Below are 25,689 nucleotides of genomic sequence, written 5' to 3'. Positions count from 1 at the left end.
CCGCCTGTCGGGCCGTTCGTAGCGCACCGCAGTTGTTGATTGGACCATCAGCGTTTCGGGAGGAAACCATGAAGACCGCAATGAAGCTTGCAATATCGGCCCTGGCGCTGTGCACCCTGTCGGCGCAGTCACTGGCCCAGGAACTGCGGGTGACCGTGTGGACCGGCAGTGAAGCCCATCTCAAGATGCTGAACGGCATCGCCGGGGGCTTCATCGCCAAGCATCCGGGTGTGACGGTGAAATTCGAGACCGTTCCGGTCGCCGACTACACGCAGAAGCTCACCTTTCAGGTCGCCGGCGGCAACGCCCCCGACGTCGCCTGGATGATGGAGGATGCCGCACCCGCCTTCGAGAACGCCGGGCTGCTGATGGACATCGGCCCGACGCTCAAGGCGACGCAGGGATACAACTTCGACGATTTCTCCGAGCCCGCCATGGCGCTCTGGCAGAAGGACGGCAAGGTCTACGGCGTGCCCTTCTCCACCTCGCCGTTCCTGATCTACTACAACAAGGACATGTTCGACAAAGCGGGTGTCGAAGATCCCAACCAGCTCGCCGCGAAGGGCGAGTGGAACATGCAGAAATTCCAGGAGGTCGCCAAGAAGATCGCCGAGGCCAATCCCGGCAAATGGGGCTTCGAATTCAAGGATGGCGAGGGCTACGCATCGCGCATGACGCATGCCTTGCTGCCGCCCGTTCGCGCTTACGGCGGCGATCTGTGGGCCGAGGGCCAGTGCGGCCTCGACAAGCCGGAGGCGGTAGCCGCCATCAAGCAGCTCCACGACATGGTGTTCAAGGACAAGTCGATTGTGCCGCCGGGAGAGCAGGGCGACTATTTCTCCGGCAATTCGGCGATGACCGTGAACCAGATCTCGCGAGCCTCGAAGATGCCCGAGGCGGGCTTCAAATGGGGCATCGCCCCCTTGCCTTCGGGACCCGCCGGCGAGGCTCCGGTCATCGGCCAGGCCGCGCTGACCGTCTTTGCGTCCGGCAAGAACAAAGAGCTTGCCGCGCAACTGGTGGCCGACATGACCAGCAAGGACAATGTGGCTGTCATGGCCCAATTCTTTCCGCCGGCCCGCAAGAGCGTCCTGGAGAGCGACGCCTTCGTCAACTCCAACAAGCTGATCCCACCGCAGCAGATGAAAAGCGTCGCCGCAGCGATCGTCAACGGCCGCGTTCACCCTTCGCATGAGCATGTGCCGCAGATATTCGCCGCGATGGCGCCGCGCGTCGACGCGCTGTGGCGGGCCGACGCCAATGTCGAGGAGGCGCTGAAGAGCGTCTGCGCCGCCATTCAGCCATTGCTCTGACAGGTTTTCGGTTCATGGCCGGCATGGCATCCCGGGACAATGCGGCGCGCCCTGCCAGCGCGCCGTGGCTGAGCTTGAAGGCCAGGGAGATGCTGGAGGCGTGGCTGTTCGTCAGCCCGACCTTGATCGGCTTCGTGGTCTTCTTCCTTGGGCCGCTGGTCGCTATCTTCTATTATTCCACGACCGAGTGGAACCTGCTCAGCCAGCAGGCGACCTTCGTCGGGCTTCGCAATTTCCAGAATGCGCTGCTGGAAAACCCCGACTTCTGGCATGTCGTGCGCAATTCCGTGATCTTCGCGCTGGGGCTCGTTCCCCTGAACATGGCGCTGGCGCTCTCGCTTGCGCTGGCGCTTTCGCGGCCGTTCTTCGGCGTCGTCTTTTTCCGCACGGTTTTCTTCGCGCCGGTGGTCACATCGGCGATCGCCTGGGCCATCGTGTGGAAATTCATGCTGCAGGGCGAAGGCGGCGCCGTGAACCAGATGCTCGCCTGGATCGGCATCGATGGCCCGAACTGGTTGCGCGAGCCCAACTGGGCGATGGCGGCCGTCATCGTCACCCGCGTCATCAAGATGGTCGGCCTCAACATGATCCTCTACATCGCCGCGCTCCAGTCGATACCGCGCGACTACGAGGAGGCAGCCGCGCTGGAAGGTGCCTCGCGCTGGCAGATCTTTCGCATGATCACCTGGCCGCTGCTCGCGCCGACGACGCTGGTCATCATGGTGCTGACGACGATCGGCTCGTTCAAGGTGTTCGACCACATCTACCAGATGACCGGCGGCGGCCCGGAAAACGGCACCCTGGTGCTGGCCTTCTACATCTATCAGCAAGGCTTCAAATTCTTCAACGTCGGCTACGCGGCCGCGCTCGCTCTGATCATGTTCGCCATCGTGATGGCGCTCACCCTCGTGCAGGTGATGTTGCGGCGGAAGGAGATGGAGTGACCCCGCGTCGGATCGAGATTCTCTATCGCATCTGCTGGACCATGGCGCTGCTGCTTTTGGCCGTGCCCTTCGTGTTCCCGTTCCTGTGGATGATTTCCGGCGGCTTCAAGAGCACCACCGAGATATTCGGCGCGCCGACCCTCATTCCCCGCGTCTGGCGCTTCGAGAACTTCGCGGAAGTGTTCACCTATCAGCCCTTCGCGCGGCAGTATTTCAACTCGCTCTATATCGCCGCAACGGTGACGGTGCTGACCCTGTTCATTGCCTCGCTCGCGGGCTACGCGCTGGCGCGCATCCGCTTTGCCGGCGCCGGGCTGTTGATGCTGTTCCTGGTGATGGCGCTGATGGTGCCGGAAGAGGTCACCATCATCCCTAACTTCTTCCTGATCCGCGCCATGGGCCTGATCGACACGCACTGGCCGCTCATCCTTTTGCCGGTCTTCGGCCCGCAGGGCGTGGTGGCGACGTTCCTGATGCGTCAGTTCTTTCTGGCGCTGCCCAGGGAACTCGAAGAAGCCGGCAAGATGGATGGCCTTTCGCGGTTCGGCGTCTGGTTGAAGATCGCCCTGCCCATGGCGCGGCCGGCGCTTGCCGCGGTTGCGATCATCACCTTCCTACATTCGTGGAACCTCTTCCTCGAGCCGCTGATCTTCCTCAGTTCGCTCGAAAAATTTACGCTGCCGCTGGCGCTGTCCAACTTCAACGACAGCTACGGCCTGCCCTTGTGGAACCTGCAGTTGGCGGCGACCAGCCTGGCCGTGGTTCCCATCCTCATCATCTATCTGATCGCCCAGCGCCAGATCATCGAGAGCTTCGCCCTCTCCGGCGTCAAGGGATAAGGGGAGTCATGACAAAGCTTCTGCTCAAGGACATCCGCAAGCGGTTCGGAACGGTCGAGGTCATCCGTGGCGTCGATCTCGAGATCGAAGATGGCGAGTTCGTGGTCTTCGTCGGCCCGTCGGGGTGCGGGAAGTCAACGCTGTTGCGGCTGATCTCCGGCCTGGAGCACATCAGCGAGGGCGAACTCCACATTGGCGGGCGGCTGGTCAACGAGGTTCCGGCGGCCAGGCGCGGCGTGGCGATGGTGTTCCAGTCCTATGCGCTCTACCCCCACCTGACTGTCCGCGACAATATGGGTTTTGGCCTCAAGGTCCGCAAAGTGCCGGCCGGCGAGCGCGCCCGGCGCGTCTCGGAAGCCGCCGCGACGCTGAAGCTCGAGCCGTTGCTCGACCGTTTCCCGCGTCAGTTGTCGGGCGGACAGCGCCAGCGCGTCGCCATCGGCCGCGCCATCGTCGGCAACCCCGACGTCTTCCTCTTCGACGAGCCGCTTTCGAACCTCGACGCCGAATTGCGCGTGCACATGCGCTCCGAGATCGCAGCACTCCACCAGCGCCTGTCGACGACAATGATCTACGTGACCCACGATCAGATCGAGGCCATGACCCTTGCCGACAAGATCGTGGTGTTGCGCGACGGAAGGATCGAGCAGGTCGGCTCGCCGCGCGAACTCTACGACAGCCCCCGAACCATTTTCGTCGCCCAGTTCATCGGCAGCCCGAAGATGAACATCCTGCCGCTCGCCGATGGGCGGCCAATCACCCACGGGGCGTCCGTGCCCCCGACGGCCGTCTCGGTCGGCATTCGGCCCGAGCACCTGTCGCTGGCCCAGCCTTCGTCCGCCACGCTGCGCGGCAAGGTAAAGCTTGCCGAATACACCGGCGCCGTCACGCTCATCCACGTGGAATTGGAGGCAGGCCAGACTTGCCTTGTCATCCACAATCAAGGGACGGCGCCCGAGATCGGCGTCGAGATCGGCCTGAACGCAGCCCCCGCGCACCTGCACTTCTTCGACGGCGAGGGCCGCGCGGTCTGACGCGATCATGAATGGCCGCAGCGCGTGGCGCATGGGAACGCGGCGAATGATCGTCCGCATTGCCTTCTGTATCCGCTCGCTGGATAGTTCCGGCCATGCTGCAGAGCCTGGCGACTCACTGGCCTCAAATCCTGGCGATCATCTCCGTGGTGATCGCGAGCGTTGGCATTGCCCATGCCGTCATGACCAAGGAGGACGTCCGGGCCGCTACTGGCTGGGTGGGCGTGATGGTGCTGTCGCCGATCCTCGGCGTGCTGATCTATGCCGTGGCCGGTATCAACCGCATCCGTCGCGCCTCGATCAGCGCGCAGCGCTCGCTTGCCGGCGATCTGGCGTCCGCCAGGCACGACCGCGACATTGCCGCCGAGGAGGCCCTGATCGTCGAACGGTACGGGCTGCGCTTCATCGGCCTCAGGACGCTGGGCGACAGGGTGGCGCGGCGCGCGCTCCATCCGGGAAACGCGATCACTGTCCTGGAAACAGGTGACGAAGCCTATACCGCTATGTGCGCGGCCATCGACGGCGCCGAACGCAGCGTCCTCCTCGAAACCTATATTTTCGACAATGACCCAGTCGGCCTGCTCTTCGTGGAATCCCTTGCCCGGGCCGTCCGGCGCGGCGTCAGCGTGCGCGTGTTGATCGACGCCGTGGGCGCCCGCTATTCCGTGCCAAGCATATTGGGCCACCTGCGCGGCGCCGACATCACCGCCGGGCTCTTCAACGGCAACATCGTCATGGGCCTGCACCTGCCCTATGCCAATCTGAGGACCCATCGGAAGATCCTGGTGGTCGACGGCACGGTTGCCTTTACCGGCGGCATGAACATTCGCAAGGGCTTTTCCGCCGAGTTTGCCGGCTCCAACAGTTCCAGGGACACGCATTTTCGCGTGACCGGTCCAGTGGTAGCCGACCTCTTTTCGGTTGCCGCCGAAGATTGGCGTTTCGCCAGCAACGAGGCGCTGAAGGGCGATGCCTGGCGAATTGCCCCGCTGTCGCCGGCGCCCGCCACGCCCATGCTGGTGCGGGCGGTCGCGTCCGGCCCGGACGCCAGCGTCGAGACCAATCACAAGCTGCTGATTGGCGCCTTCTCCGTCGCGCGCAAATCGATCCGCCTCATGTCGCCCTATTTCCTGCCGGACCGCGAACTGATCAGCGCCCTGACGACCGCCGCAAGACGCGGTGTCGAAATCGACATCGTGGTACCGGCGGTGAACAATCTTTTCCTCGTCGACCGTGCGATGACGGCGCAGTTCGACCAGGTTCTGAAGCACTATTGCCGCGTCTGGCGCACGGAAGGACCTTTCGATCATTCGAAGCTGCTTTCGATCGATGGCGCATGGGCCTATGTCGGGTCTTCCAACCTGGACGCCAGGTCGCTGCGGCTCAATTTCGAGATCGACCTGGAGGTACTCGACGCCGGCTTCGCCAGCGAGGTCGAAAAGCGGATCGCGGCGGCGATCGAGACGGCCGTCCCCGTCACGCTGGAAGCATTACGGGCGCGGCCATTCGTCATCCGTCTGTTCGATCGCATCCTGTGGCTGGGCTCGCCCTATCTTTAACAAAAGGACGTGTTTGCCAGATAGCTTGACGTGAACGGTGGAACAGATGCCGAAAGGTTCTATCTTTTGAGGTGCACGGTGACAGCAGCAGGAATGGCGGGCAAACGATGCGGGTGAACGGGCGCAGCTTGCCGGCAAGCATGCTTTTGTCCATTCGCGACAAGCGGATGCGCAAGGCCAATGCCACGTCGACGAACAAGGCGGACGCCACCGGAACGCTGGTCGCCTCCTACAATGTCCACAAATGCATCGGCGTCGACCGCAAGTTCGATCCCGAGCGCACCAGCCGCGTCATCCGCGAGATCGACCCGGATGTCATCGCCCTGCAAGAAGCGGACAATCGTTTCGGCGACCGGACCGGACTTCTCGACCTGTCCCGGCTCGAACTGGAAACCGGCCTGGTGCCGGTGCCGATTTCGGCGACCGGCAAGGGCCATGGCTGGCACGGCAACGTCCTGCTTTTCAAGAAGGGCGTCGTGCGCGACGTGCATCAGATCAGGCTTCCCGGGCTGGAACCGCGTGGCGCACTGGTGGCGGAAATCGATCTCGACGGAAGCCAGTCCCTGCGCGTCATCGCGGCGCATTTGGGCCTGCTGCGCCGTTCGCGGTCGCAGCAGGCACAGGTCGTGCTGGATATCATGAACAGCCCCGACGAGAAGCCGACGCTGCTGCTCGGCGACCTCAACGAATGGCGCCTCGGAAACCGCTCGGCGCTGAACACGCTGCATCTGACGTTTGGACCGCTGCCGCCGGCTGTTCCTACCTTCCCCTCGAACCTGCCCCTGCTGGCGCTCGACCGCATCATGGCCAACCGGCACGGAATGATCGCGGCCGTCGAAGCGCATGACACGCCGCTGTCGCGGGTCGCCTCCGACCATCTGCCGCTGACCGCCTTTGTCCGCCTGTAGCCGCACACCGATAACGCCTTGATGTCGACCGCGTTGGAAAGCGTGTAGGGCCGCGTCGGAACGGCGGCTGTTCTTGCGAGTTGATATGGCTTGAACAACAGGAGGACGAGACATGAAAAGCTTTTTCCTGGCCTCGATGATGGCGCTGGCCGCTTCGGCTTCCGTCATTGCGCCGACGCAGGCTGCGAGCGTCACCATCCAGTCCGGCGACGAGCCCCAGTATTCGCCTGACGACGACTATGACAATGGCGAGGTCGTCGTGCGCCGCCATCACGATCGCCAGCGTTATATCGACAATCGCTATAACGACGACAGCGATGTTCGTTACAGCGACCGCGAATACCGCCGCTATCACAGGCATCACCGCTGCCACATCGAGCTGGTCAAACATTGGCGACACCACCACAGGGTGGTCGAAGAGGTTCGTGTCTGCACCTGACCCGCGGATCGCGCTGAGGCGCATCTGCGTGGCCTGATTGCAATGCGGTAAGCTGCGGCCACGCCCCGCTGCACTGGGTATGCCGCATTGCACAATTCCGCGACCTTGCCCACAATGCGGGGCATGGTCAGATCTTCCCTAGCCGTCCTGGTGATCGACGAAAACCGCATCCGCGCCTCGATCATCGAGGCGGGACTGCGCGAGGCCGGCCATCAGCGGGTGACCGTCGTCCACGACGTGGCGGGCATTGCGCGCCGCATCGCCGAGATCGAACCCGACGTCATCGTCATCGACCTCGAGAACCCCAACCGCGACATGCTGGAGAACATGTTCCAGCTGTCGCGCGCGGTGAAGCGGCCGATTGCGATGTTCGTCGACCGCTCCGACCAGGCCTCGATCGAGGCCGCCGTCGATGCCGGCGTGTCCGCCTATGTCGTCGACGGTCTCAGGCAGGAACGCGTCAAGCCGATCCTCGATATGGCCGTCAGCCGCTTCAACGCCTTTTCGCGCATGGCGCGCGAACTGGAAGAAGCGCGCAGCGAGCTCGAGAACCGCAAGGTCATCGACCGCGCCAAAGGCATATTGATGAAATCGCGGGGTCTGAGCGAAGACGCGGCCTACACGCTGCTGCGCAAGACAGCGATGAACCAGAACCGCAAGATCAGCGACATTGCCCACAGCTTGGTGACGACAGCCGGGCTGCTCGGATCGCTGGAGGACGAATGAGCATGACTGCTGCGCATCAGATTATCGCCGGCTTCATGCCCCTGTTCGACAGCGCCGTGCTGGTCGCGGCCGGCGAAATGGGCTTTGCCGCGCGCGAAGGCGTCGATCTCGTCCTGCACCGCGAGACCTCCTGGGCCAACATTCGCGACCGCATCGCCATTGGCCATTTCGACCTTGCCCACATGCTTGGGCCGATGCCGCTCGCCTGCAACCTCGGGCTCACGCCCCTGGCGTCCGAGACGATCGTGCCCTTTTCGCTCGGCCTCGGCGGCAATTGCGTCACCGTCTCCAACGCCGTCTGGGAAGGCATGGCGGCGCATGGCGGCGTATCGGATCTCGATCCGGCCCGCGCCGGCGCGGCGCTTGGCGCGTTTATCCGCGAACGCGCGGCGGCCGGCCGTGACCCGCTGCGCTTCGCCGTCGTGCATCCGCATTCCGGGCACAATTTCGAACTGCGCTACTGGCTCTCCGCCTGCGGCATCGACCCCGACGGTGAGATCGAGATCGTCATCGTACCGCCGCCCTTCATGGCCGACGCGCTGGCTGCCGGCCGCATCAACGGCTATTGCGTCGGCGAGCCCTGGAACAGCGCCTCCGTCGCGGCCGGCACCGGCCACATCGTCACCGTCAAGGCGCTTTTGTGGCGCAACAGCCCCGAAAAGGTCATCGGCGCGCGCAAGGCCTGGGCCGAAGAGCAGCCGGAGGCGCTGGCGGCGCTGCTCAGGGCACTGCACCACTCCGCCCGCTGGTGCCAGGACCCGGCCAATCGAGGCGAACTGGCGGCGCTGATGGCGCAGCCCGGCTTCCTTGGCCAGTCAGCCGAAATCCAGATGCCGGTCCTGACCGGACATCTCCGCCTCGGCAGCGGCGCCGAGCGGAACGTCGAGGACTTCTTCGTTCCCTTCGACAAGGCGGCGAACTTTCCCTGGAAGAGCCATGCGCTGTGGTTCTACACCCAGATGGTGCGCTGGGGCGACATCACGCACACGCCTGAAAACCTCACCATCGCCCGAGACTGCTACCGGCCCGACCTGTATCGGGCGGCGCTGAAGCCGCTCGGCGTGGCGCTGCCTGGCGCCAATGCCAAGGTCGAGGGGGCGTTGAAGATCGCAACGCCGGTCGGCTCGGCGGGGGCAAGCCTGGTGCTCGGCCCCGACGGCTTCTTCGACCGGCGTATCTTCGATCCGGACCAGATCGACGCCTATATCGGCGCGCAAAAGCAAGCGTGATCATTTACGCGCCATTCTTTTGCATTGCACAAAATTTATGCGCACTGATCGGATAGCTGACCAATGTTTGGCCTTGTTAACAGTCGGCCGGATCTACCCATGATTCGGTTATTCAGCTGATTTCATTCGAAATTCTTTTCTGAAGCGAGACTGGCACGGTTCCTGCTTTGAAATAACCAGGCCCTTCGCGGGTCACCGAATAGGCGTCCAATGGCGGGCGCCACAGGCAAAGCTGCCGCTCAGGTCACGACACGATCCCGGATGTACGGGTCGCGCGGACTTGGCCGGCGGCTTTTTTGTTTTGGCCGAACACGCAATCGAAGGCGCTGGTCCCAGGCAGCGCCCAACCGGAGACGACGATGAGGAAACGGATCGGAACTGGAACAAACCTGAAGGATTTCACGCGCCGCGATTTTGTCGCCAGCAGCGCGCTGACGGCGGCGCTGTTCATCGCTGCAAAGATGCTGTTCCCCGCCGGCGCCGTGGCCGAAGGCAAAGGGCCCGAAGTGAACGCGCCAGGCTCGCCGCGCTGACGCCAGACCGCAAAACATCGATCAAGAAACACGCGCGGTGCCTCCTACCGCAAACCGGAGCCTGACATGACCGCAAATCTCCAAGCCGCGCCCAGCCAGGATAGCGCGCCCCGGCAAGCGCTCGTGATGTCCACCATCGCCTTCACCGTCTGCTTTGCGGTGTGGACGATCTTTTCCATCATCGGCGTGCGCATAAAGCAGGAACTTGGGCTGAACGAGACGGAATTCGGCCTGCTCGTCGGCACGCCGATCCTCACCGGCTCCCTCGTGCGCATGGTACTCGGCGTCTGGACCGATCGCTATGGCGGACGGCTGGTCTACACCGCCACCATGCTCGCCGCGGCGGTCGCGACCTTCCTGCTCGCTTTTGCGCACACTTACGCGCAGATGCTGATCGCTGCGCTCGGCGTCGGGCTTGCCGGCGGCTCCTTCGCCGTTGGCGTCGCCTATGTCTCACGCTTCTTCCCGGCCGGCCGGCAGGGCACGGCACTCGGCATCTTCGGTGTCGGCAATGTCGGCGCCGCCGTCACCAAATTCCTGGCGCCTTTCGTGCTTCTCGCCTGGGGCTGGCAGTCGGTCGCGCTGATCTGGGCGGCGGCACTTGTCATCATGGCCGCCATCTTCTGGTTCACGACCGGCGACGATCCGGTCATCCGCGAGCGCCGCGCCGGCAACACCGCGCCCGCGAGGAGCTTCTGGCAGGAATTCGCGCCGCTGAAGAACCTGCAGGTCTGGCGCTTCGCCTTCTACTACTTCTTCGCCTTCGGTGCGTTCGTGGCGCTGTCGCTATGGCTGCCGCGCTACCTGATCGGCGTCTACGGCTTCGGGCTGGCGACCGCCGGCATGATCGGCGCCGCCTATTCAATTCCCGCGAGCATCTTCCGCGCCTATGGCGGCGTTCTGTCCGACCGCGTCGGCGCCCGCGCCGTGCTCTATTGGACCTTCTCGGTTTGTGCCGTCGCGACCTTGGTGCTGTCTCTCCCCTCGGCAGACTATGTCGTGCGCGGCATCAGCGGGCCGATCTCCTTCCATTTCGAGATCGGCCCGCTCGCCTTCATCGCCGTCGCCAGCGTGCTCGGCTTCTCCATGAGCCTCGGCAAGGCCGCCGTCTACAAGCACATCCCCGCCTACTATCCGCGGAGCGTCGGTGCCGTTGGCGGCGTCGTGGGCATGATCGGCGGCCTCGGCGGCTTCATCCTGCCGATCGCCTTTGGAGTGCTGAACGACCTCACCGGCATCTGGTCGAGTTGCTTCATGCTGCTCTTCGTCATCGTCGCCGCCTGCTTTGCCTGGATGCATGTCAGCGTCAGGCGCATGGAGCGCGCCGCATCAACCAAGGCGTCGACCCTTTCCTATGCTGCAGAATGACACCGGAGCGGATCAGGACATGACCGAGAAACTTGTCATCATCGGCAACGGCATGGCTCCAGGGCGCATGCTGGAACACCTGCTGGAGAAGGCGCCCGGCCGTTTCCAGGTCACCATCTTCAACGCCGAGCCAAGGGTCAATTACGACCGCATCATGCTGTCGCCGGTTCTCTCGGGCGAGAAGGCCTACGAAGAAATCATCATCCATGGCGACGGCTGGTACATCAAACACGGCATCACCCTCTATAAGGGCCACAAGATCGTCGCCATCGACCGGCAGGCGAAGACCGTCACCTCCGACCACGGCGTCACCGAGCCCTACGACAAGCTGGTCATCGCCACCGGCTCGGTGCCATTCATCATTCCGGTCCCCGGCCACAACCTGCCCGGCGTTCTCACCTATCGCGACCTCGACGACGTCCAGGCGATGATGCTCGCCGCCCAGTCGCGCGCCAAGGCGGTGGTGATCGGCGGCGGCCTGCTCGGGCTGGAGGCGGCGGCGGGCCTCAACGCGCAAGGCATGGACGTCACCGTGCTGCATGTCATGCCGACTTTGATGGAGCGCCAGCTCGATCCGGCCGCCGGCTACCTGCTGCAGCGCGCCGTCGAGCAGCGCGGCATCAAGGTCATCACCAAGGCCAACACCCAGGCGATCACGGGCAACGGCAAGGTCGAGCGAGTGGAACTCGCCGACGGCACCGTCATTCCCGCGACGCTGGTCGTGATGGCGGTCGGCATCCGGCCGAACGCGGCGCTGGCGAAGGAGGCGGGCATCGCCGTCAACAGAGGCATCGTCGTCGACCCGGGCATGCGCAGCAACGATCCGGACATCTATGCGCTCGGCGAATGCGCCGAGGTGAACGGCCAGGTCTATGGGCTAGTCGCCCCCCTCTACGAGATGGCGCGCGTCACTGCCAGCCAGCTTGCCGGCGACGAGAGCGCCGCCTTCGTGCATTCGGATACGCCCACCAAGCTCAAGGTCACCGGCATCGACCTCTTCTCGCTCGGCGACTTCGCCGATGGCGAGGACCGCCAGGAGATCGTGCTGCGCGATGCCGCCGCCGGCGTCTACAAGCGCCTGGTGCTGAAGGACGACCGCATCATCGGCACCGTGCTCTACGGCGAGACATCGGACGGCGCCTGGTTCAACGACCTCAAGAAGAAGCAGACCGATATCTCGCAGATGCGCGATACGTTGATCTTCGGCCAGTCCTACCAGGGGGGTGCCCCGCTGGACCCTATGGCGGCCGTTGCAGCCTTGCCGGATGATGCGGAAATCTGCGGCTGCAACGGCGTTTGCAAGGGCAAGATCACGGGCGCGATCACGGCCGGGGGCCTGACCTCGCTCGACGACGTCCGCGCCCACACCAAGGCATCCGCCTCCTGCGGCTCCTGCACCGGGCTGGTCGAAAAGCTGATGGTGCTGACCATCGGCGACAAGTACAACCCCGCCGCCGTGCAGCCCATGTGCTCCTGCACCACGCTCGGCCATGACGAGGTGCGCCGGCTGATCAAGGCCAAGGCGCTGAAGACCATTCCCGCGATCATGCAGGAACTGGAATGGAAGACCTCCTGCGGCTGCGCCAAATGCCGGCCGGCGCTGAACTACTATCTCGTCTGCGACTGGCCGGATGAATACGCCGACGACTACCAGTCGCGCTTCATCAACGAACGCGTCCACGCCAACATCCAGAAGGACGGCACCTATTCGGTGGTGCCGCGCATGTGGGGCGGCGTGACCAATGCCGCCGAGCTGCGCGCCATCGCCGATGTCGTCGACAAGTTCGAGATCCCGATGGTCAAGGTCACCGGCGGCCAGCGCATCGATATGCTCGGCATCCGCAAGGAGGACCTGCCGGCGGTATGGGCCGATCTCGGCCAGGCCGGCTTCGTCTCCGGCCATGCCTATGCCAAGGGCCTGCGCACGGTGAAGACCTGCGTCGGTTCCGACTGGTGCCGCTTCGGCACGCAGGATTCCACCGGCCTCGGCGTCCGCATCGAAAAATTCATGTGGGGCTCGTGGACGCCGGCCAAGGTCAAGATGGCGGTGTCGGGCTGCCCGCGAAACTGCGCCGAGGCGACCTGCAAGGATGTCGGCGTGATCTGCGTCGACAGTGGCTACGAGATCCATTTCGCCGGTGCGGCCGGCCTCGACATCAAGGGTACCGAAGTGCTCGGCCTGGTCAGGACCGAGGACGAAGCGCTGGAGCATATCGTGGCGTTGACGCAGATGTACCGCGAACAGGCCCGCTATCTCGAGCGTATCTACAAATGGGCCAAGCGCGTCGGCATCCCCGAGATCAAGCGCCAAATCATGGATGATGGCGAGAAGCGCAAGGCCTATTACGAGCGCTTCGTCTTTTCCCAGAAATTCGCCCAGGTCGACCCATGGTCGGAACGCGTGTCGGGCAAGGACAAGCACGAGTTCCGGCCAATGGCCTCGGTCGGGTTCGCGCAGGCGGCGGAGTGAGACAATGACCTGGACACCGATCGGCACCCTCTCCGACATCCCCCGCCGGGGCGCGCGCTGTGTTGCCACGCCGCAGGGAAAGATCGCTATCTTCCGCACCGCTGACGACCAGGTCTTCGCCATTGACGACCATTGCCCGCACAAAGGCGGCCCGCTGAGCCAGGGCATCGTGCATGGCGCGACGGTCACCTGCCCTCTGCACAATTGGGTCATCTCGCTGGAGACCGGCAACGCGCTCGGCGCCGACGAGGGCGCGGTGCGCACCATTCCGGTCAAGATCGAGGGCGAGCGTCTGTTCATCGCGCTCGAAGCGCTGGCCAGCCGCGCGGCCTGACCCATGCAGATTGGCGAAGCAGGCGAGGTGAGGACCACTTGCCCCTATTGCGGGGTGGGTTGCGGCGTGCTGGCGAAGGTCGCCGCGGACGGGCAGGTGTCGGTCCGCGGCGACCCCGATCATCCCGCCAATTTCGGCCGGCTCTGCTCCAAGGGATCGGCCCTGGCCGAGACCATCGAGCTCGACGGCCGGCTGCTCCATCCCGAGATCCACGGCCGCCGCGCCTCCTGGGACGAGGCACTCGATCTCGTCGCGTCGACCTTGACGCAGACCGTCGTCGAGCACGGGCCGGATGCCATCGCCTTCTATGTCTCGGGCCAGTTGCTGACCGAGGATTATTACCTCGCCAACAAGCTGATGAAGGGGTTTCTCGGCTCGGCCAACATCGACACCAATTCGCGTCTCTGCATGGCCTCCTCCGTCGCCGGCCACCGCCGCGCCTTCGGCTCTGACACGGTGCCCGGAACCTACGAGGATCTGGAGCTCGCCGACTTGATCGTGCTGGTCGGCTCCAACCTCGCCTGGTGCCATCCGGTGCTCTACCAGCGCATAGCTGCCGCACGTGAGAAGCGCCCGGAGATGAAAATCGTGCTGGTGGACCCGCGCCGCACCATGACATCCGATATCGCCGACATGCACCTGGCGATCGCACCGGATGGCGACGTCGCCCTGTTCACCGGCCTGCTCGCTTACTTGGGTGAACACAATGCACTCGACCGCGCCTACATCACGGCGCACACGACCGGCTTCGGACAAGCCCTCTTCGCCGCCTCGGCGCTCGACCTTGCCGGCATCGCTGCCGCCACGGGCCTGAGCGAGGACGAGCTTGGCCGCTTCTACAGCCTGTTTGCCAGGACCGAAAAGACCGTCACCGTCTACAGTCAGGGCGTCAACCAGTCGTCCTCGGGCACCGACAAGGTCAACGCCATCATCAACTGCCATCTCGCCACCGGTCGTATCGGCAGGCCCGGCGCCGGGCCGTTCTCGGTCACCGGCCAGCCCAACGCCATGGGCGGACGCGAGGTCGGCGGCATGGCCAACATGCTGGCCGCCCACATGGAGATCGAAAACCCCGGGCATCGCGAACGCGTGAAGCGCTTCTGGAATGCGCCTGACATCGCGCAAAAGCCCGGCCTGAAAGCGGTCGATATGTTCCAGGCAGTAGCCGACGGACGCGTCAAGGCGTTGTGGATCACGGCCACCAATCCGGTCGATTCGATGTCGGATGCCGATATCGTCGAAGCGGCGATCAAGGCCTGTCCGTTTGTGGTGGTGTCGGACGTGCTGGCCGAGACCGATACTGTCCGCCATGCCCATGTCCGGCTGCCGGCCGCCGCCTGGGGTGAGAAGAACGGCACTGTCACCAATTCCGAGCGCCGCGTCTCGCGCCAGCGCCCGTTCCTGGCAGCACCTGGCGAGGCGCGGCCCGACTGGTGGATCATTGCGGAAGTGGCGCGGCGGATGGGTTTTGGCGAGGCGTTTTCCTATGATGTGCCGGCGGAGGTTTTCGCCGAGCATGCCGCGCTGTCGGGTTTCGAGAATGACGGGGAACGGGATTTCGATATTGGAGCGTATGCCGATATCGATGCCGAGCGATATGAGGCGTTGAGGCCATTCCAATGGCCAGCGCCGAGCCGAGGCGCCCCCCTCTGGCCTGCCGGCGCCGGCAGGCCAGAGGGGGGCGCTCAAGCTCGACGCCGGTCAGAGGGGGACAGCACGGCTGGAAGCCAAACCACCCGCTTCTTCGCTGACGGGAACTTCTACACCCCCGACCGCAAGGCGCGCTTCATCGCCGTCCGTCCCACAATCGTATCCCGCACCTCGCCCGACTTCCCGCTCATCCTCAACACCGGTCGTGTCCGCGACCATTGGCACACCATGACGCGCACCGGCAAAAGCCCGCGTCTGTCGCAGCACGTCGCCGAACCCTTCGTCGAAATCCACCCCGACGACGCCGCGCGATACGGCATTGGCGACGCCCACATCGTGCGCGTTTCCAGCCCGCGCGGCGCCGTGCTCGTGCGCGCGCTGGTCACGTCCCGCCAGCGCCGGGGCAGCATCTTCGCGCCGATGCACTGGACGGACCAGTTCACCGCCAGGGGCCGGCTCGACACGCTCACTGCGCCGCTCACCGACCCGGTTTCCGGCCAGCCCGCGCTGAAGCATGTCGCGGCCCGCATCGAGAAATTCGCCGCCAGGGCGTTCGGTTTTGCCGTGACGCGCCGGAAGCCCGCGACGGTTGCCGCCGACTACTGGGCGGTTGCCAGGTGCCGGGGCGGCTGGCGGGTCGAGCTTGCCTTTGCCAATGACGAGATCGACTGGGCTGCCTTCGCCGTCTCACTCTTCGGCACCGCGGATGCCGAAGTACTTGCCTATCACGACCGCGACGCCGGCCAGCACCGTATCGGCGCCTTCGACGGCGAGCGTCTTGCCGGTGCCCTGTTCGTCGCGCCCGGCCCGGTGGCCGTGTCGCGCGGCTGGGCGACGCAGCAGCTCGAAGAGGCCCACGCCAGCCAACGCGAACGCTTCCGCATCGTCGCCGGCCGCGCCGGTGCCGAACGGCCCGATGCCGGCGCGACCGTCTGCTCCTGTTTCAACGTCGGGATCAATCAGGTCACGGCGGCGGTGGCTTCCGGCTGCACGAATCTGGAAGCCATCGGTGCCGCGCTGAAGGCCGGCACCAATTGCGGCTCCTGCCGCTCCGAGATCCGCGCCATCATCCAGGCACATCGCGTTCAGGCGGCCGAGTAGGCGGCGACCCCGCTTCAGCCGTCATAGCCGAGCGGCACGACGCTCGTAGCTGCGGTTGCCCGGATCGCCGCTGAACGGACCGTGCTTACCGCCGCCAGCATAGCCGCCGGCGTCTCGTCACCGTCTTCGACCCTATGGAACTGGACTATAGTTCGAGCCGTCTCGTCTGGACACCAATGCGCAAGGCTGAAAATGTCCTGGAGCGCACAATGTGGCGAACCAGAAGGAGGCGGATGCTGGACATCGAGGACATAGCGGCTCATCCGGATCTGCACCGCCACGTCAAGGAGCAGTCGCTGGCGCTGATCCACATCTACGAAGCCAGCCCGCGCCTTGCTTCCATATTCGCCACGCAGCAGCGCTGGCTGATGGGCCATGTCGGCCTTGCCATGCACTTCAGGCGCGACCCGGACGACCGCCGCAGCGCGTTGACGGTGTCGCGCTTCATCGAGTTCGTACATCAGCACAAGGTCGCCAGCCGCAACACCGCCGACGCTTTCATCAAGGAGATGCTGCACTACCGCATCGCCGAATACGTAGCGGGCGGAGACGGGCGCACCCACCCGCTGCAGCCGACAGCGGACACGGTGCGGACATTCACAGGATGGGTGCACGCACATCTACGGACCCTTGACCGACTCGACGGCGCGGACCGGCTGGCGAGATACCTGGAGCGGCCCGATATGCTCGCCGCCCTGCAGCCCCTCGTGGCCGACGGCCTGCTTTCGTCCAAACCGGTGCGCGAACCCAACCAGACCTTTTCCCTGTTCATCTGGCTCAACAATGGCGGCATCGTCATGGATCGGCTCATGTCCGGCATCGACCCCGACCATGCCGGCCTAGATCGGATTCCGACCAGCGTGGTCTCGGTGGCGGAATTCGCCAGTTGGCTCAAACTGTCGCGCACCCACCTCGCCCGAAAACTACGCGATGCCGAGGCGCTCGGCAGCATCGGCTGGCTGGGCCAGCGCGGCAATTCCGTGATGTGGGTCTCGCACCGCTTCTTTCAGGAATACATGACCGTCCAGGCCGCCAAGCTGGCGATCGTGGATGCCGCCTTCGCAGCGTGTTTTTCCACCGACCACTGAGAGAGAGAGAGAGAGAGAGACTCGCCGCTGCCCGGGCAATGAAGGCGGTCCGTGCCGCTGCTTATCCTTCGAAACAAAAAGCCGCTTCGGCGGCCGGTCGTCAGCACCATACGAAGAATGACAGCATACCTGCCCTCAGCAGTGAACCTCAGGTCGCAGAACGGCCCGGGTGCGCAACGTCACCCGAGCCGGAACCCGCAGTCTCACTCGATGTCGAAGGAGACACCCTGGGCGAGCGGCAGCGCCTTGGAATAGTTCACCGTGTTGGTGGCGCGGCGCATGTAGGCCTTCCACGCATCGGAACCGCTCTCACGGCCGCCGCCGGTTTCCTTTTCACCACCGAAGGCGCCGCCGATTTCTGCGCCCGACGTGCCGATATTGACATTGGCAATGCCGCAGTCCGATCCGTCGACGCCGAGGAAGCGCTCGGATTCCTGCAGGTCGCGGGTGAAGATCGACGACGACAGCCCCGCTCCCACCGCATTGTGCTCGTCGAGCACGGCGTCGAAATCGGTATATTTCATCACATAGAGGATCGGCGCGAAGGTCTCTTCGGTCACTGGCGAGACTTGGCTGGGCATTTCGACCAGCGCCGGATGCACGTAATAGGCGCCCGGATGGCCGTTCTCGACCCGCGTGCCGCCGGTCACCTTGCCGCCGTGGGCGGCAGCCTCCTTCAGCGCTTTCTGCATGGCCTCGTAGGCCGCCTTGTCGATCAGCGGCCCAACGAGGGCGGACGTCTCCAGCGGATTGCCGACAGAGACGCTCTGATAGGCCTTCTTCAGCCGCGGTACCAAGGCGTCGTAGACGCTGTCATGCACGAACAGGCGCCGCAGCGTCGTGCAACGCTGGCCCGCCGTGCCCATCGCACCAAAGGCAATTGCGCGCAACGCCATGTCGAGATCGGCGGTCGGGCAGACGATGCCGGCATTGTTGCCGCCGAGCTCCAGCACCGCGCGTGCAAAACGCTTGGCCAGGCGCGGCCCGACGTCGCGGCCCATGCGGGTCGAGCCGGTGGCGGAGACCAGCGGCACCTTCGGATGATCGACCAGGATCTCGCCAACGGTGCGGTCGCCGATCAGCACCGACGCGAGCCCTTCCGGCGCATCAGTGCCGAAGCGCTTGACGGCGCGCTTGAAGATCGCCTCGCAGGCAAGCGCCGTCAGCGGGGTTTTTTCGGAAGGTTTCCACACCACCGCGTCGCCGCAAACCAGTGCAAGTGCCGCATTCCACGACCACACCGCGACCGGGAAGTTGAAGGCGGAGATGACGCCGACCACGCCGAGCGGATGCCAAGTTTCCATCATGCGGTGTCCCGGACGCTCGGTGGCGATGGTCAGCCCGTACAATTGCCTGGAAAGACCGACGGCGAAGTCGCAAATGTCGATCATCTCCTGCACTTCGCCGAGCCCTTCCGAGGGGATCTTGCCGACCTCGATCGACACCAGCCGGCCAAGTTCGGCCTTGTGCGCGCGCAATTCTTCGCCGAGCAGCCGCACCAACTCGCCGCGCTTCGGCCCCGGTACCAGGCGCCAGACCTGGAACGCCTTGTGCGCGGCATCGATGGTCCTGGCCGCGTCGGCCGGCGAGATCGTGCTCAACGCCGCGATCTGCTCGCCCGTCACCGGGCTGCGCACGATCAGGTCGCCGCCGGCAAGCGCCTCCTTGGCAACACCCAGTTTCGCCAGAAGCTCGGCGGTTTCCTTCGCTATCGTCATGTCTGTCCCTTTCAGATCCCGCCATTCATGTGGCGTGGTCAAAGCATTGCGCCATGCGTTCCCTATGCCATCAGGCGCAAGGAGGCGCTGTCTGGCGTGCCAATAGCGGTTCCAGGGAAAAATCGCCACCCCGGCATGGTCCAAGCCCGGGCCAGACCATTGAACCAGGGTCAGCTTGCCGTCCGCGCGGCGCCGTCCTTCATCAGCCGGTCGATATGCATGCGTATATGGGCCGCTTCCGCCGCCGTGTTGGCAAGCGCGATGGCGCGGTCGAAGGCGACCCGCGCCTCCTCGCCCCGGTCAAGCTGCATCAAAAGCCCGCCCTTGAGGCCGAAGAAATGAAAATAGCCGGAAAGCCTCTGCTCCAGCGGCTCGATCATGGCAAGTGCCGCCTCCGGGCCACGCACCTTGGAGACCGCGACGGCACGGTTGAGGGTGACGACTGGCGACGGCTGCATCTGTTCGAGCAGGCCGTAGAGCAGGTCGATCTCGACCCAGTCCGTGTCCTCGGCCTTCTCGGCCCGCGCATGCAGCGCGGCAATCGCCGCCTGCACCTGGTAAGGGCCTGGCTTGCGGTGGCGCAGCGCCTTGTCGACCAGCGCCAGCCCCTCGTCGATCATCTTGCGGCTCCACAGGCTGCGGTCCTGATCCTCGAGCAGAACGATCTCGCCGTCCGCATCGAAGCGGGCCGGTGCGCGCGCATGCTGGAGCAGCAACAGCGCCGTCAGCCCCATGATCTCCGGCTCGGTCTGGAAGAGCCTGAGCAGCAGCCGGGCCAGCCGGATCGCCTCCTCGCACAGCGGCGCGCGGGCCGGCGCCTCGCCGCTATTGGTCGAATAGCCCTCGTTGAAGATCAGGTAGACCATGGCCGCGACCGCGGCGAGCCGCTCCGAGCGCTCCACCGCGCCCGGCGTCTCGAACGGCACGCCGGCGTCGGCGATACGTGCCTTGGCGCGGGTGATGCGCTGCTCCATGGCGCTTTCGCCGACCAGGAAGGCGCGTGCGATCTGCTTGACCGTGAGGCCCGAGACGATGCGCAGCGCCACCGCGATCTGCTGCGTTGCCGGCAGGTCGGGATGGCAGCAGATGAATAGCAGCCGCAATATGTCGTCGCGGTAGTGCGCGCCATCGAGCCGCTCGGCGATGTCGCTCTCTGCGTCCTCGAGATCGGAGATCTGGTCCTCTTCCGGCATCGGCGCCTGCTTGGCGCGCTTGCGCACCGCGTCGATGCCGCTGTTGCGTCCAACGAAGATCAGCCAGGCCGCCGGATCGCGCGGCGGACCGTTCTGCGGCCAGTTCTTCAGCGCCCTGAGGCAAGCGTCCTGGAAAGCTTCCTCCGCCGTATCGAGGTCGCGGAAATAGCGCAGCAGCGCACCCATCGCCTGCGGGCGGGCGGCGCTGATCGCGGAGCTGATCCAGGCAAGTTCGGTCATACGGCTACCCTGGTGGGATTGAAGATGGATACCGGCCGGATTTCGTAGGAGCCGCCGCTCGGATTGACCTCGGAAAGTTCGCGCGCGAACTCCACCGCCTCGTCGAGATCGGCGCATTCGAGCGTGTAGAAGCCGAGGAACTGTTCCTTGGTCTCGGCGAACGGCCCGTCGATGACGATCGATTCGCCCTTGACCTTCCTCAGCGTCGTCGCCGCCGTCGTCGGCAAAAGCCGCGCCACCGGGCCAAGCCGGCCGGCGTCCGCGTATTTCTGCTGGACATCGAGAATGTTGGCCATGACCTTGTCGTCCTGCTCCTTGCTCCAGGAGCAGACGACGTCTTCGGAAGCATAGCACAAGATCGCGTAGAGCATGGTTTGTCCTCTTCTGTGTCAAAGGACGAAACACTAGGACCGATCCCGACACGACGTCGATAAAAAAATCGAGGCGCCGCGGATTCAGCGGCCGGTGGTTACGGCGGGTCCGCTTTCGTGCGTCTTCAGCCATCGCAGCACGAGCGCTTCCTCATCATCGAGACCGTCTATCGATCGTTTGCGTTTGTTGGCTTCCGCCATTTCGGCAAGCAGCCGTCCCTGCAGCCAGGCTTCGAAGACTTGCGGATGGATGTAGCATTGGCGGCAGACGGCGCGCGTGTTGCCCAGCCGCTCGGCGACCCTGTCGATGACGCTGTTCATCGCCCGTTTCTGCTGTGCCTGGCTGTCGGGCAGCACCGTTTGCGCAAACAGCGACGCGGCGTGGATGGTGCCGCCCCATGTACGGAAATGTTTCGAGCTGAATGCATCGCCGATGGCCTCCCTGATGTACCGGTTGACGTCCTCGGAGCGCACCGGGTGTCTGGTGCCGTCCTCGTCGAGATACTGGAACAGCTTTTGGCCCGGCAGGTCCTGCGCGCCTCGCACGATTCGCGCGATGCGGCGATCGACCAGCTTCAATTTCCATTCCTTGCCCGATTTGCCCTTGAAGGCGAATCGCAGGCTCGATCCTTTGATGTCGACATGGCGGTCCCGCAATGTCGTCAGGCCGAAGCTCTTGTTGTCGCGGGCGTAAGCGGCGTTGCCGACGCGGATCATGGTGTTGTCGAGCAGCCAGACGATTGCGGCGACGACGCGTTCGAGCGGCAGGCCGTGGCGGCGCAGGTCGCTGTCGATCCTGTGCCGAAGCTCCGGCAGTCTTTCGGCGAAGGCGACAAGGCTCGAATATTTGGCGCTGTCGCGTTCCTCGGCCCAATGCGGATGATAGCGATATTGCTTGCGTCCCCGCTGGTCCCTGCCGGTCGCCTGGATATGTCCGTCCGCCTCGGGCGAGATCCAAACATCCGTCCAGGCCGGCGGGATCACGATCGCCTCGATGCGCGCTCGGGTGGCATCCGAGACCGGCCCGCCATCAGGTCCCCTGTAGGAAAATCCCTTGCCCGATTTCAGCCGGCGGATACCGGGCTCGGTATCGCTGACATAGATCAGTGCGGCGTGCTCGGCAGAAATCTGAGCACCGTTCTTTGGTGCGGCGTCGCCGTCGATAGTCAATCCGGATTTCTGCAGCATGCTGGCCCCACGGAAACACCCGTAGATAAGCCTCTAGGCCGAGCACTGGTTCCACTCCTGTCCGAAAAGTCGGCGGCCACCCACGCCGGCGGCGGAACCCTGCACGGAGCGTTGCGCAAGCAGGCCTGACGTCAGGCCCTCTCGAGCAGCACCGGAATGACGTCGACGGCTTGCTCGCCGACCTGTCCGCCCGTGGTCTTGAGAACGCCGACGATCGGCGCGACATCCGAATAGTCGCGGCCATGGCCAACGGTGATGTGATCGTTGGAGGCCCGCATGCCGTTGGTCGGGTCGAACTCCTGCCAGCCGGCATCGCGCCCGCACCACACCTTAACCCATGCATGCATGGCGTCGGCACCCTCCAGCCTAGGCTTGCCCTTGGGCGGAATGGTGCGCAGGAAGCCGCTGACGTAGCCGGCCGGTATGCCGAGCCCGCGCAGGCCGGCGATCATGATATGCGAGAAATCCTGGCACACGCCGCGCTTCAGCCGGAAGGCATCGCCTGCCCTGGTGCGGACGGTGGTCGCCTCGTTGTCATAGGTGAAATCGCGGTGGATGCGATTGCAGAGGTTCATCGCCGTACCGGCAGCCGAGCCGCCGACGCTGTCGCGCGCATAGGCGGTAATCGCCGCATCGATGCCGGCGTGACCGCTGGCGGCCAGGAAATGATGCGGTGTATCGGGCGCCAGCGAGCGCACGGCGGCGAGCTCCTGACGCAGCCGGCTAAGGTCGGGCGACACGTCGAGCCCGGGCTCGGGCCGCGACACCGCCACGCGCGCGCTCATCCTGATGTCGAGTGCGTCATGCGCGTCGCGGAAGGCGATCGAGGTGACGTTGTTGCCGAAGAAATCGGAAAAATCCGAGCGTTCGTTTGGCGCAGGCGCGAAGGACAGCGACGCGGCGACGACGCGCTGCACGCCGTCGATGGTCGGCGGCAGCACACGCACCTGGTGACGGCCGCCGCCGGCGACGGCGGCGTAATCGTAGTGAAGGTGAAGCCTGATGTCGTAGAGCATGCCGGAGCGCCGCCTTAACCGAAATAGGCCTTGGCGAGGCTGCTGTAGAGCCCGCCTATCTCGCCGGCGAGATCGTTCAGCGCCTTCACAGTCATGTCCGCTGGCTCCTTGATGGCGATGGCCGTGTTGAGCTGCAGGATCTCCTTGGCCGCAGGCGACATGTGCCCTTCGCCGCCGATCGCCGGCAGCAGCCCGATCTCGGCCTTCAGCCTTTCGAGCTGGAACAGGATGGAACGCGGATTGAGCGGATCGAGCGCCAGAAGGTCGATAACCGTGCGGCGGCCGGCTTGCACAGGGTACTGCCGCCGGTGCGTCATGACGCTGTCGCCGATCTCCAGCATCATGTCGAGCGAGCCGTCCGGCGCCTTGTCGTTGGTCAGCCGGGCGAGCGTGCTGGCGATCTGTATGCCGCGCTCCAGCCGCCGGCCGATCTCAAGGAAGCGCCAGCCCGCGAAGCGGTACATGTTCTCGTGCAGCAGGCCGGAAAAACCGGCGAGCTTACGCAGGATGACGGTCATGGCCCGTGTCGCATCATCCCCCGGCGCCACCGTCGTCGCGAACTGATGAATGGTCTTCGACAGGTCCTTGAGCGCCAGCCAGCCATCCGGCGAGAAACGGTCGCGGATCTGGCCGGCGCTGTAGACGGCGCTGTCCAGCGTGCCGATCAGCCTCGATGGGATCGCTGTTTCGACATCGATGCCGAACGGTTCGAGATAATCCCTGATGTCGGCCAGCAACGGCATATCGGGATCGGAGGTCTCAGCCAGCCGCACATGATAGGCGCGCAGGATGCGCACCGTGTCTTCCGAGCGTTCGATGTAGCGGCCGAGCCAGGTCAGGTTTTCGGCCGCGCGGCTGGGCAGGCTGCCCGGCCTGGTGCGGCTGAAGCTGTCGCCCTCTTGCGGCAGCAGCGTCTCGCGCTCCACCGGCCGCTCGCTGACCACCCAGACGTCGGCCGCCTGGCCGCCGCGCTGCATGGCGATCGCCGTCGGATCGAGCGACAGGCCGACGCGGGCGAACCCGCCCGGCATCACCGTCCAGCCCTCGGGCGTGCGCGCCAGATAGACGCGCAGGCTCGCCGGCCGCGGCTCCAGTCGGCCGTCGACATAGACGGGCGTCGTCGAAAGCGTCACCGCTTCCTGGCCGACGAAAGCGTCGCCGTCGCGTTCGATGCGCGCCACCAGTTCCGCCCGCTCCCCGGCCGACAGCGCCGAGCCAAGCCTGGTCTGGTCATCGTCCTCGAATGCCAGCCTCGTCGACAAGGCCGGACCGATCATCATACGGTCGATATTGGCCAGCACATGGGCGCGTTCGCTCGCTTGCCCGCACCACCATGTCGCGACGGTGGGCAGCTTCAATTCCTCGCCCCGCAATTCGCGCGCGATCCTGGGCAGGAAGGCAAGAAGTGCGCGAGTCTCCATCAGGCCCGAACCGAGCGCGTTGACGGTGGAGACGCTGCCTTGCCGGATCGCCTCGACCAGCCCCGGCGTGCCGATCTGCGAATCCGAGCGCAGTTCGAGCGGATCGGCGAAAGCGGCATCGAGCCGTCGCCATAGCACACTGACCGGCATCAGGCCCGAAACCGTGCGCACCATCAGCCGTCCCCCGGAAACGGTCAGGTCCTCGCCTTCGAGCAGCATGATGCCGAGATAACGGGCAATGTAGGCGTGTTCGTAATAGGTTTCGTTGAGCGGCCCCGGCGTCAATATGGCGACGCGGCCGTCGGCTTCCTTGGCCATGCCGATCAGCGCGTCCCTGAAACGGCGAAAGAAGCCGGCGAGCCGGTGCACATGCATTTCGCCATAGATATCGGAAAGGGCGCGTGTGGTGGCGACGCGGTTCTCCAGCGCGAAGCCGGCGCCGGATGGTGCCTGAGTGCGGTCGCCCAGCACCCACCAGCGCCCGTCGGGCCCGCGACCGAGCTCGAAGGCGCAGAAATGCAGGAAGTGGCCGCCGGCCGGCCTGGTGCCGATCACGGGCCGCAAATATTCCGGGCTCGCTGCGATCAGACCCGCCGGCAGGACGCCCCTTTCGACCAACCGGTTTGGCCCATGAATATCGGCGATGATGTCCTCGAACAGTTCGGCGCGTTGCACGAGACCGGCGCTGATCGTCTCCCACTCGCCGTCCTCGATGAGCATTGGCACATGCGCCAGCGGCCATTCTCGCTCGTTGGCGCCGGCCTTGTCGTAGACGCGGTAATAGACGCCGGCGTCGCGCAGATACTGGTCGGCGCGGGCAAAGCGCTGGGTGAGCTCTTCGGCGCCGAGATCGTCGAGCGCCTCGATGAAATGCTTCCAGGCCGGACGGGGATTGCCCGACGCGTCGACCATTTCGTCGACGACGCCGTCGATCGGCTGGTAGTGCTCCAGCAGGCGATGGATCTGCGCCTTGCCGCGTACCCGCTTGTGAGTCCCCTTTGCCATTG

At 64.9% G+C, this 25,689-nt stretch carries 21 protein-coding genes; 15 read left to right on the top strand and 6 right to left on the bottom strand.

Annotated elements, in window-relative coordinates; all coding sequences use genetic code 11:
• Positions 1-68 precede the first annotated feature (68 nt).
• From LB551_RS12120 to LB551_RS12050, 15 genes are all read left to right on the top strand, one after another.
• Complete coding sequence (locus tag LB551_RS12120; RefSeq protein WP_224659282.1) at positions 69-1,313, top strand: ABC transporter substrate-binding protein; 1,245 nt, start codon at positions 69-71, stop codon at positions 1,311-1,313.
• 23 nt (positions 1,314-1,336) lie between these two features.
• Positions 1,337-2,257, top strand: coding sequence for a sugar ABC transporter permease (locus tag LB551_RS12115; protein ID WP_318012729.1), 921 nt, complete (start codon positions 1,337-1,339; stop codon positions 2,255-2,257).
• Positions 2,254-3,096, top strand: coding sequence for a carbohydrate ABC transporter permease (locus LB551_RS12110; protein ID WP_140549711.1), 843 nt, complete (start codon positions 2,254-2,256; stop codon positions 3,094-3,096). The genes LB551_RS12115 and LB551_RS12110 overlap by 4 nt, the downstream gene beginning before the upstream one ends.
• Positions 3,097-3,104: 8 nt before the next feature.
• Positions 3,105-4,130 carry an ABC transporter ATP-binding protein gene (locus tag LB551_RS12105; RefSeq protein WP_140549710.1) on the top strand — a complete coding sequence of 342 codons (1,026 nt, stop codon included), beginning with the start codon at positions 3,105-3,107 and terminating at the stop codon, positions 4,128-4,130.
• A 95-nt stretch (positions 4,131-4,225) separates the two neighbouring features.
• The gene (locus LB551_RS12100) at positions 4,226-5,689 is read left to right on the top strand and encodes a phospholipase D-like domain-containing protein (RefSeq protein WP_224659280.1); all 1,464 of its coding nucleotides are present in this window, start codon (positions 4,226-4,228) and stop codon (positions 5,687-5,689) included.
• Positions 5,690-5,796: 107 nt separating this feature from the next.
• Positions 5,797-6,597 carry an endonuclease/exonuclease/phosphatase family protein gene (locus LB551_RS12095; RefSeq protein WP_140549708.1) on the top strand — a complete coding sequence of 267 codons (801 nt, stop codon included), beginning with the start codon at positions 5,797-5,799 and terminating at the stop codon, positions 6,595-6,597.
• Positions 6,598-6,709: 112 nt separating this feature from the next.
• On the top strand, positions 6,710-7,036 hold the full coding sequence (locus tag LB551_RS12090; protein WP_140549707.1) for a hypothetical protein: 327 nt from the start codon (positions 6,710-6,712) through the stop codon (positions 7,034-7,036).
• Between the two features lie 123 nt (positions 7,037-7,159).
• On the top strand, positions 7,160-7,762 hold the full coding sequence (locus tag LB551_RS12085; protein WP_224659279.1) for an ANTAR domain-containing response regulator: 603 nt from the start codon (positions 7,160-7,162) through the stop codon (positions 7,760-7,762).
• Between the two features lie 2 nt (positions 7,763-7,764).
• A complete protein-coding gene (locus LB551_RS12080; RefSeq protein WP_224659361.1) occupies positions 7,765-8,991 on the top strand; it encodes a CmpA/NrtA family ABC transporter substrate-binding protein in 1,227 nt (408 codons plus the stop codon).
• A gap of 359 nt (positions 8,992-9,350) precedes the next feature.
• Positions 9,351-9,524 (top strand): hypothetical protein, encoded by a 174-nt coding sequence (locus LB551_RS12075; RefSeq protein WP_224659278.1) that lies wholly within the window; start codon positions 9,351-9,353, stop codon positions 9,522-9,524.
• Positions 9,525-9,590: 66 nt separating this feature from the next.
• Positions 9,591-10,892: an MFS transporter gene (locus LB551_RS12070; RefSeq protein ID WP_224659277.1), complete on the top strand. Its 1,302-nt coding sequence runs from the start codon at positions 9,591-9,593 to the stop codon at positions 10,890-10,892.
• Positions 10,893-10,911: 19 nt separating this feature from the next.
• Positions 10,912-13,362, top strand: a complete 2,451-nt coding sequence (gene nirB, locus LB551_RS12065) for a nitrite reductase large subunit NirB (protein WP_224659276.1) — start codon at positions 10,912-10,914, stop codon at positions 13,360-13,362.
• Positions 13,363-13,366: 4 nt separating this feature from the next.
• The gene (nirD, locus tag LB551_RS12060) at positions 13,367-13,696 is read left to right on the top strand and encodes a nitrite reductase small subunit NirD (RefSeq protein ID WP_224659275.1); all 330 of its coding nucleotides are present in this window, start codon (positions 13,367-13,369) and stop codon (positions 13,694-13,696) included.
• A gap of 3 nt (positions 13,697-13,699) precedes the next feature.
• The gene (locus tag LB551_RS12055; RefSeq protein WP_224659274.1) at positions 13,700-16,447 is read left to right on the top strand and encodes a nitrate reductase; all 2,748 of its coding nucleotides are present in this window, start codon (positions 13,700-13,702) and stop codon (positions 16,445-16,447) included.
• Positions 16,448-16,680: 233 nt separating this feature from the next.
• Positions 16,681-17,535, top strand: a complete 855-nt coding sequence (locus tag LB551_RS12050; RefSeq protein ID WP_224659273.1) for a hypothetical protein — start codon at positions 16,681-16,683, stop codon at positions 17,533-17,535.
• A gap of 203 nt (positions 17,536-17,738) precedes the next feature.
• On the opposite strand, the gene LB551_RS12045 is transcribed toward LB551_RS12050, so the two are convergent.
• From LB551_RS12045 to LB551_RS12020, 6 genes are all read right to left on the bottom strand, one after another.
• Entirely contained in the window at positions 17,739-19,253 is a 1,515-nt protein-coding gene (locus LB551_RS12045) for an aldehyde dehydrogenase family protein (RefSeq protein ID WP_224659272.1), read from the bottom strand.
• Positions 19,254-19,423: 170 nt separating this feature from the next.
• Positions 19,424-20,686, bottom strand: a complete 1,263-nt coding sequence (locus LB551_RS12040; RefSeq protein WP_224659271.1) for an RNA polymerase sigma factor — start codon at positions 20,684-20,686, stop codon at positions 19,424-19,426.
• Positions 20,683-21,057 (bottom strand): YciI family protein, encoded by a 375-nt coding sequence (locus LB551_RS12035; protein ID WP_140496184.1) that lies wholly within the window; start codon positions 21,055-21,057, stop codon positions 20,683-20,685. Before LB551_RS12035 ends, LB551_RS12040 begins: the two co-directional genes overlap by 4 nt.
• Positions 21,058-21,141: 84 nt before the next feature.
• Positions 21,142-22,245 (bottom strand): DNA topoisomerase IB, encoded by a 1,104-nt coding sequence (locus tag LB551_RS12030; protein WP_224659270.1) that lies wholly within the window; start codon positions 22,243-22,245, stop codon positions 21,142-21,144.
• A 131-nt stretch (positions 22,246-22,376) separates the two neighbouring features.
• Positions 22,377-23,261 (bottom strand): transglutaminase domain-containing protein, encoded by an 885-nt coding sequence (locus LB551_RS12025; protein ID WP_224659269.1) that lies wholly within the window; start codon positions 23,259-23,261, stop codon positions 22,377-22,379.
• A 14-nt stretch (positions 23,262-23,275) separates the two neighbouring features.
• Positions 23,276-25,687: a circularly permuted type 2 ATP-grasp protein gene (locus tag LB551_RS12020; RefSeq protein ID WP_224659268.1), complete on the bottom strand. Its 2,412-nt coding sequence runs from the start codon at positions 25,685-25,687 to the stop codon at positions 23,276-23,278.
• Positions 25,688-25,689: the final 2 nt, after the last annotated feature.

The organism is Mesorhizobium sp. BR1-1-2, from assembly GCF_020165435.1.
GTDB lineage: Bacteria > Pseudomonadota > Alphaproteobacteria > Rhizobiales > Rhizobiaceae > Mesorhizobium.
Note: the sequence above shows the minus strand (reverse complement) of the source record. Positions and strands in the feature narration are given on the sequence as shown.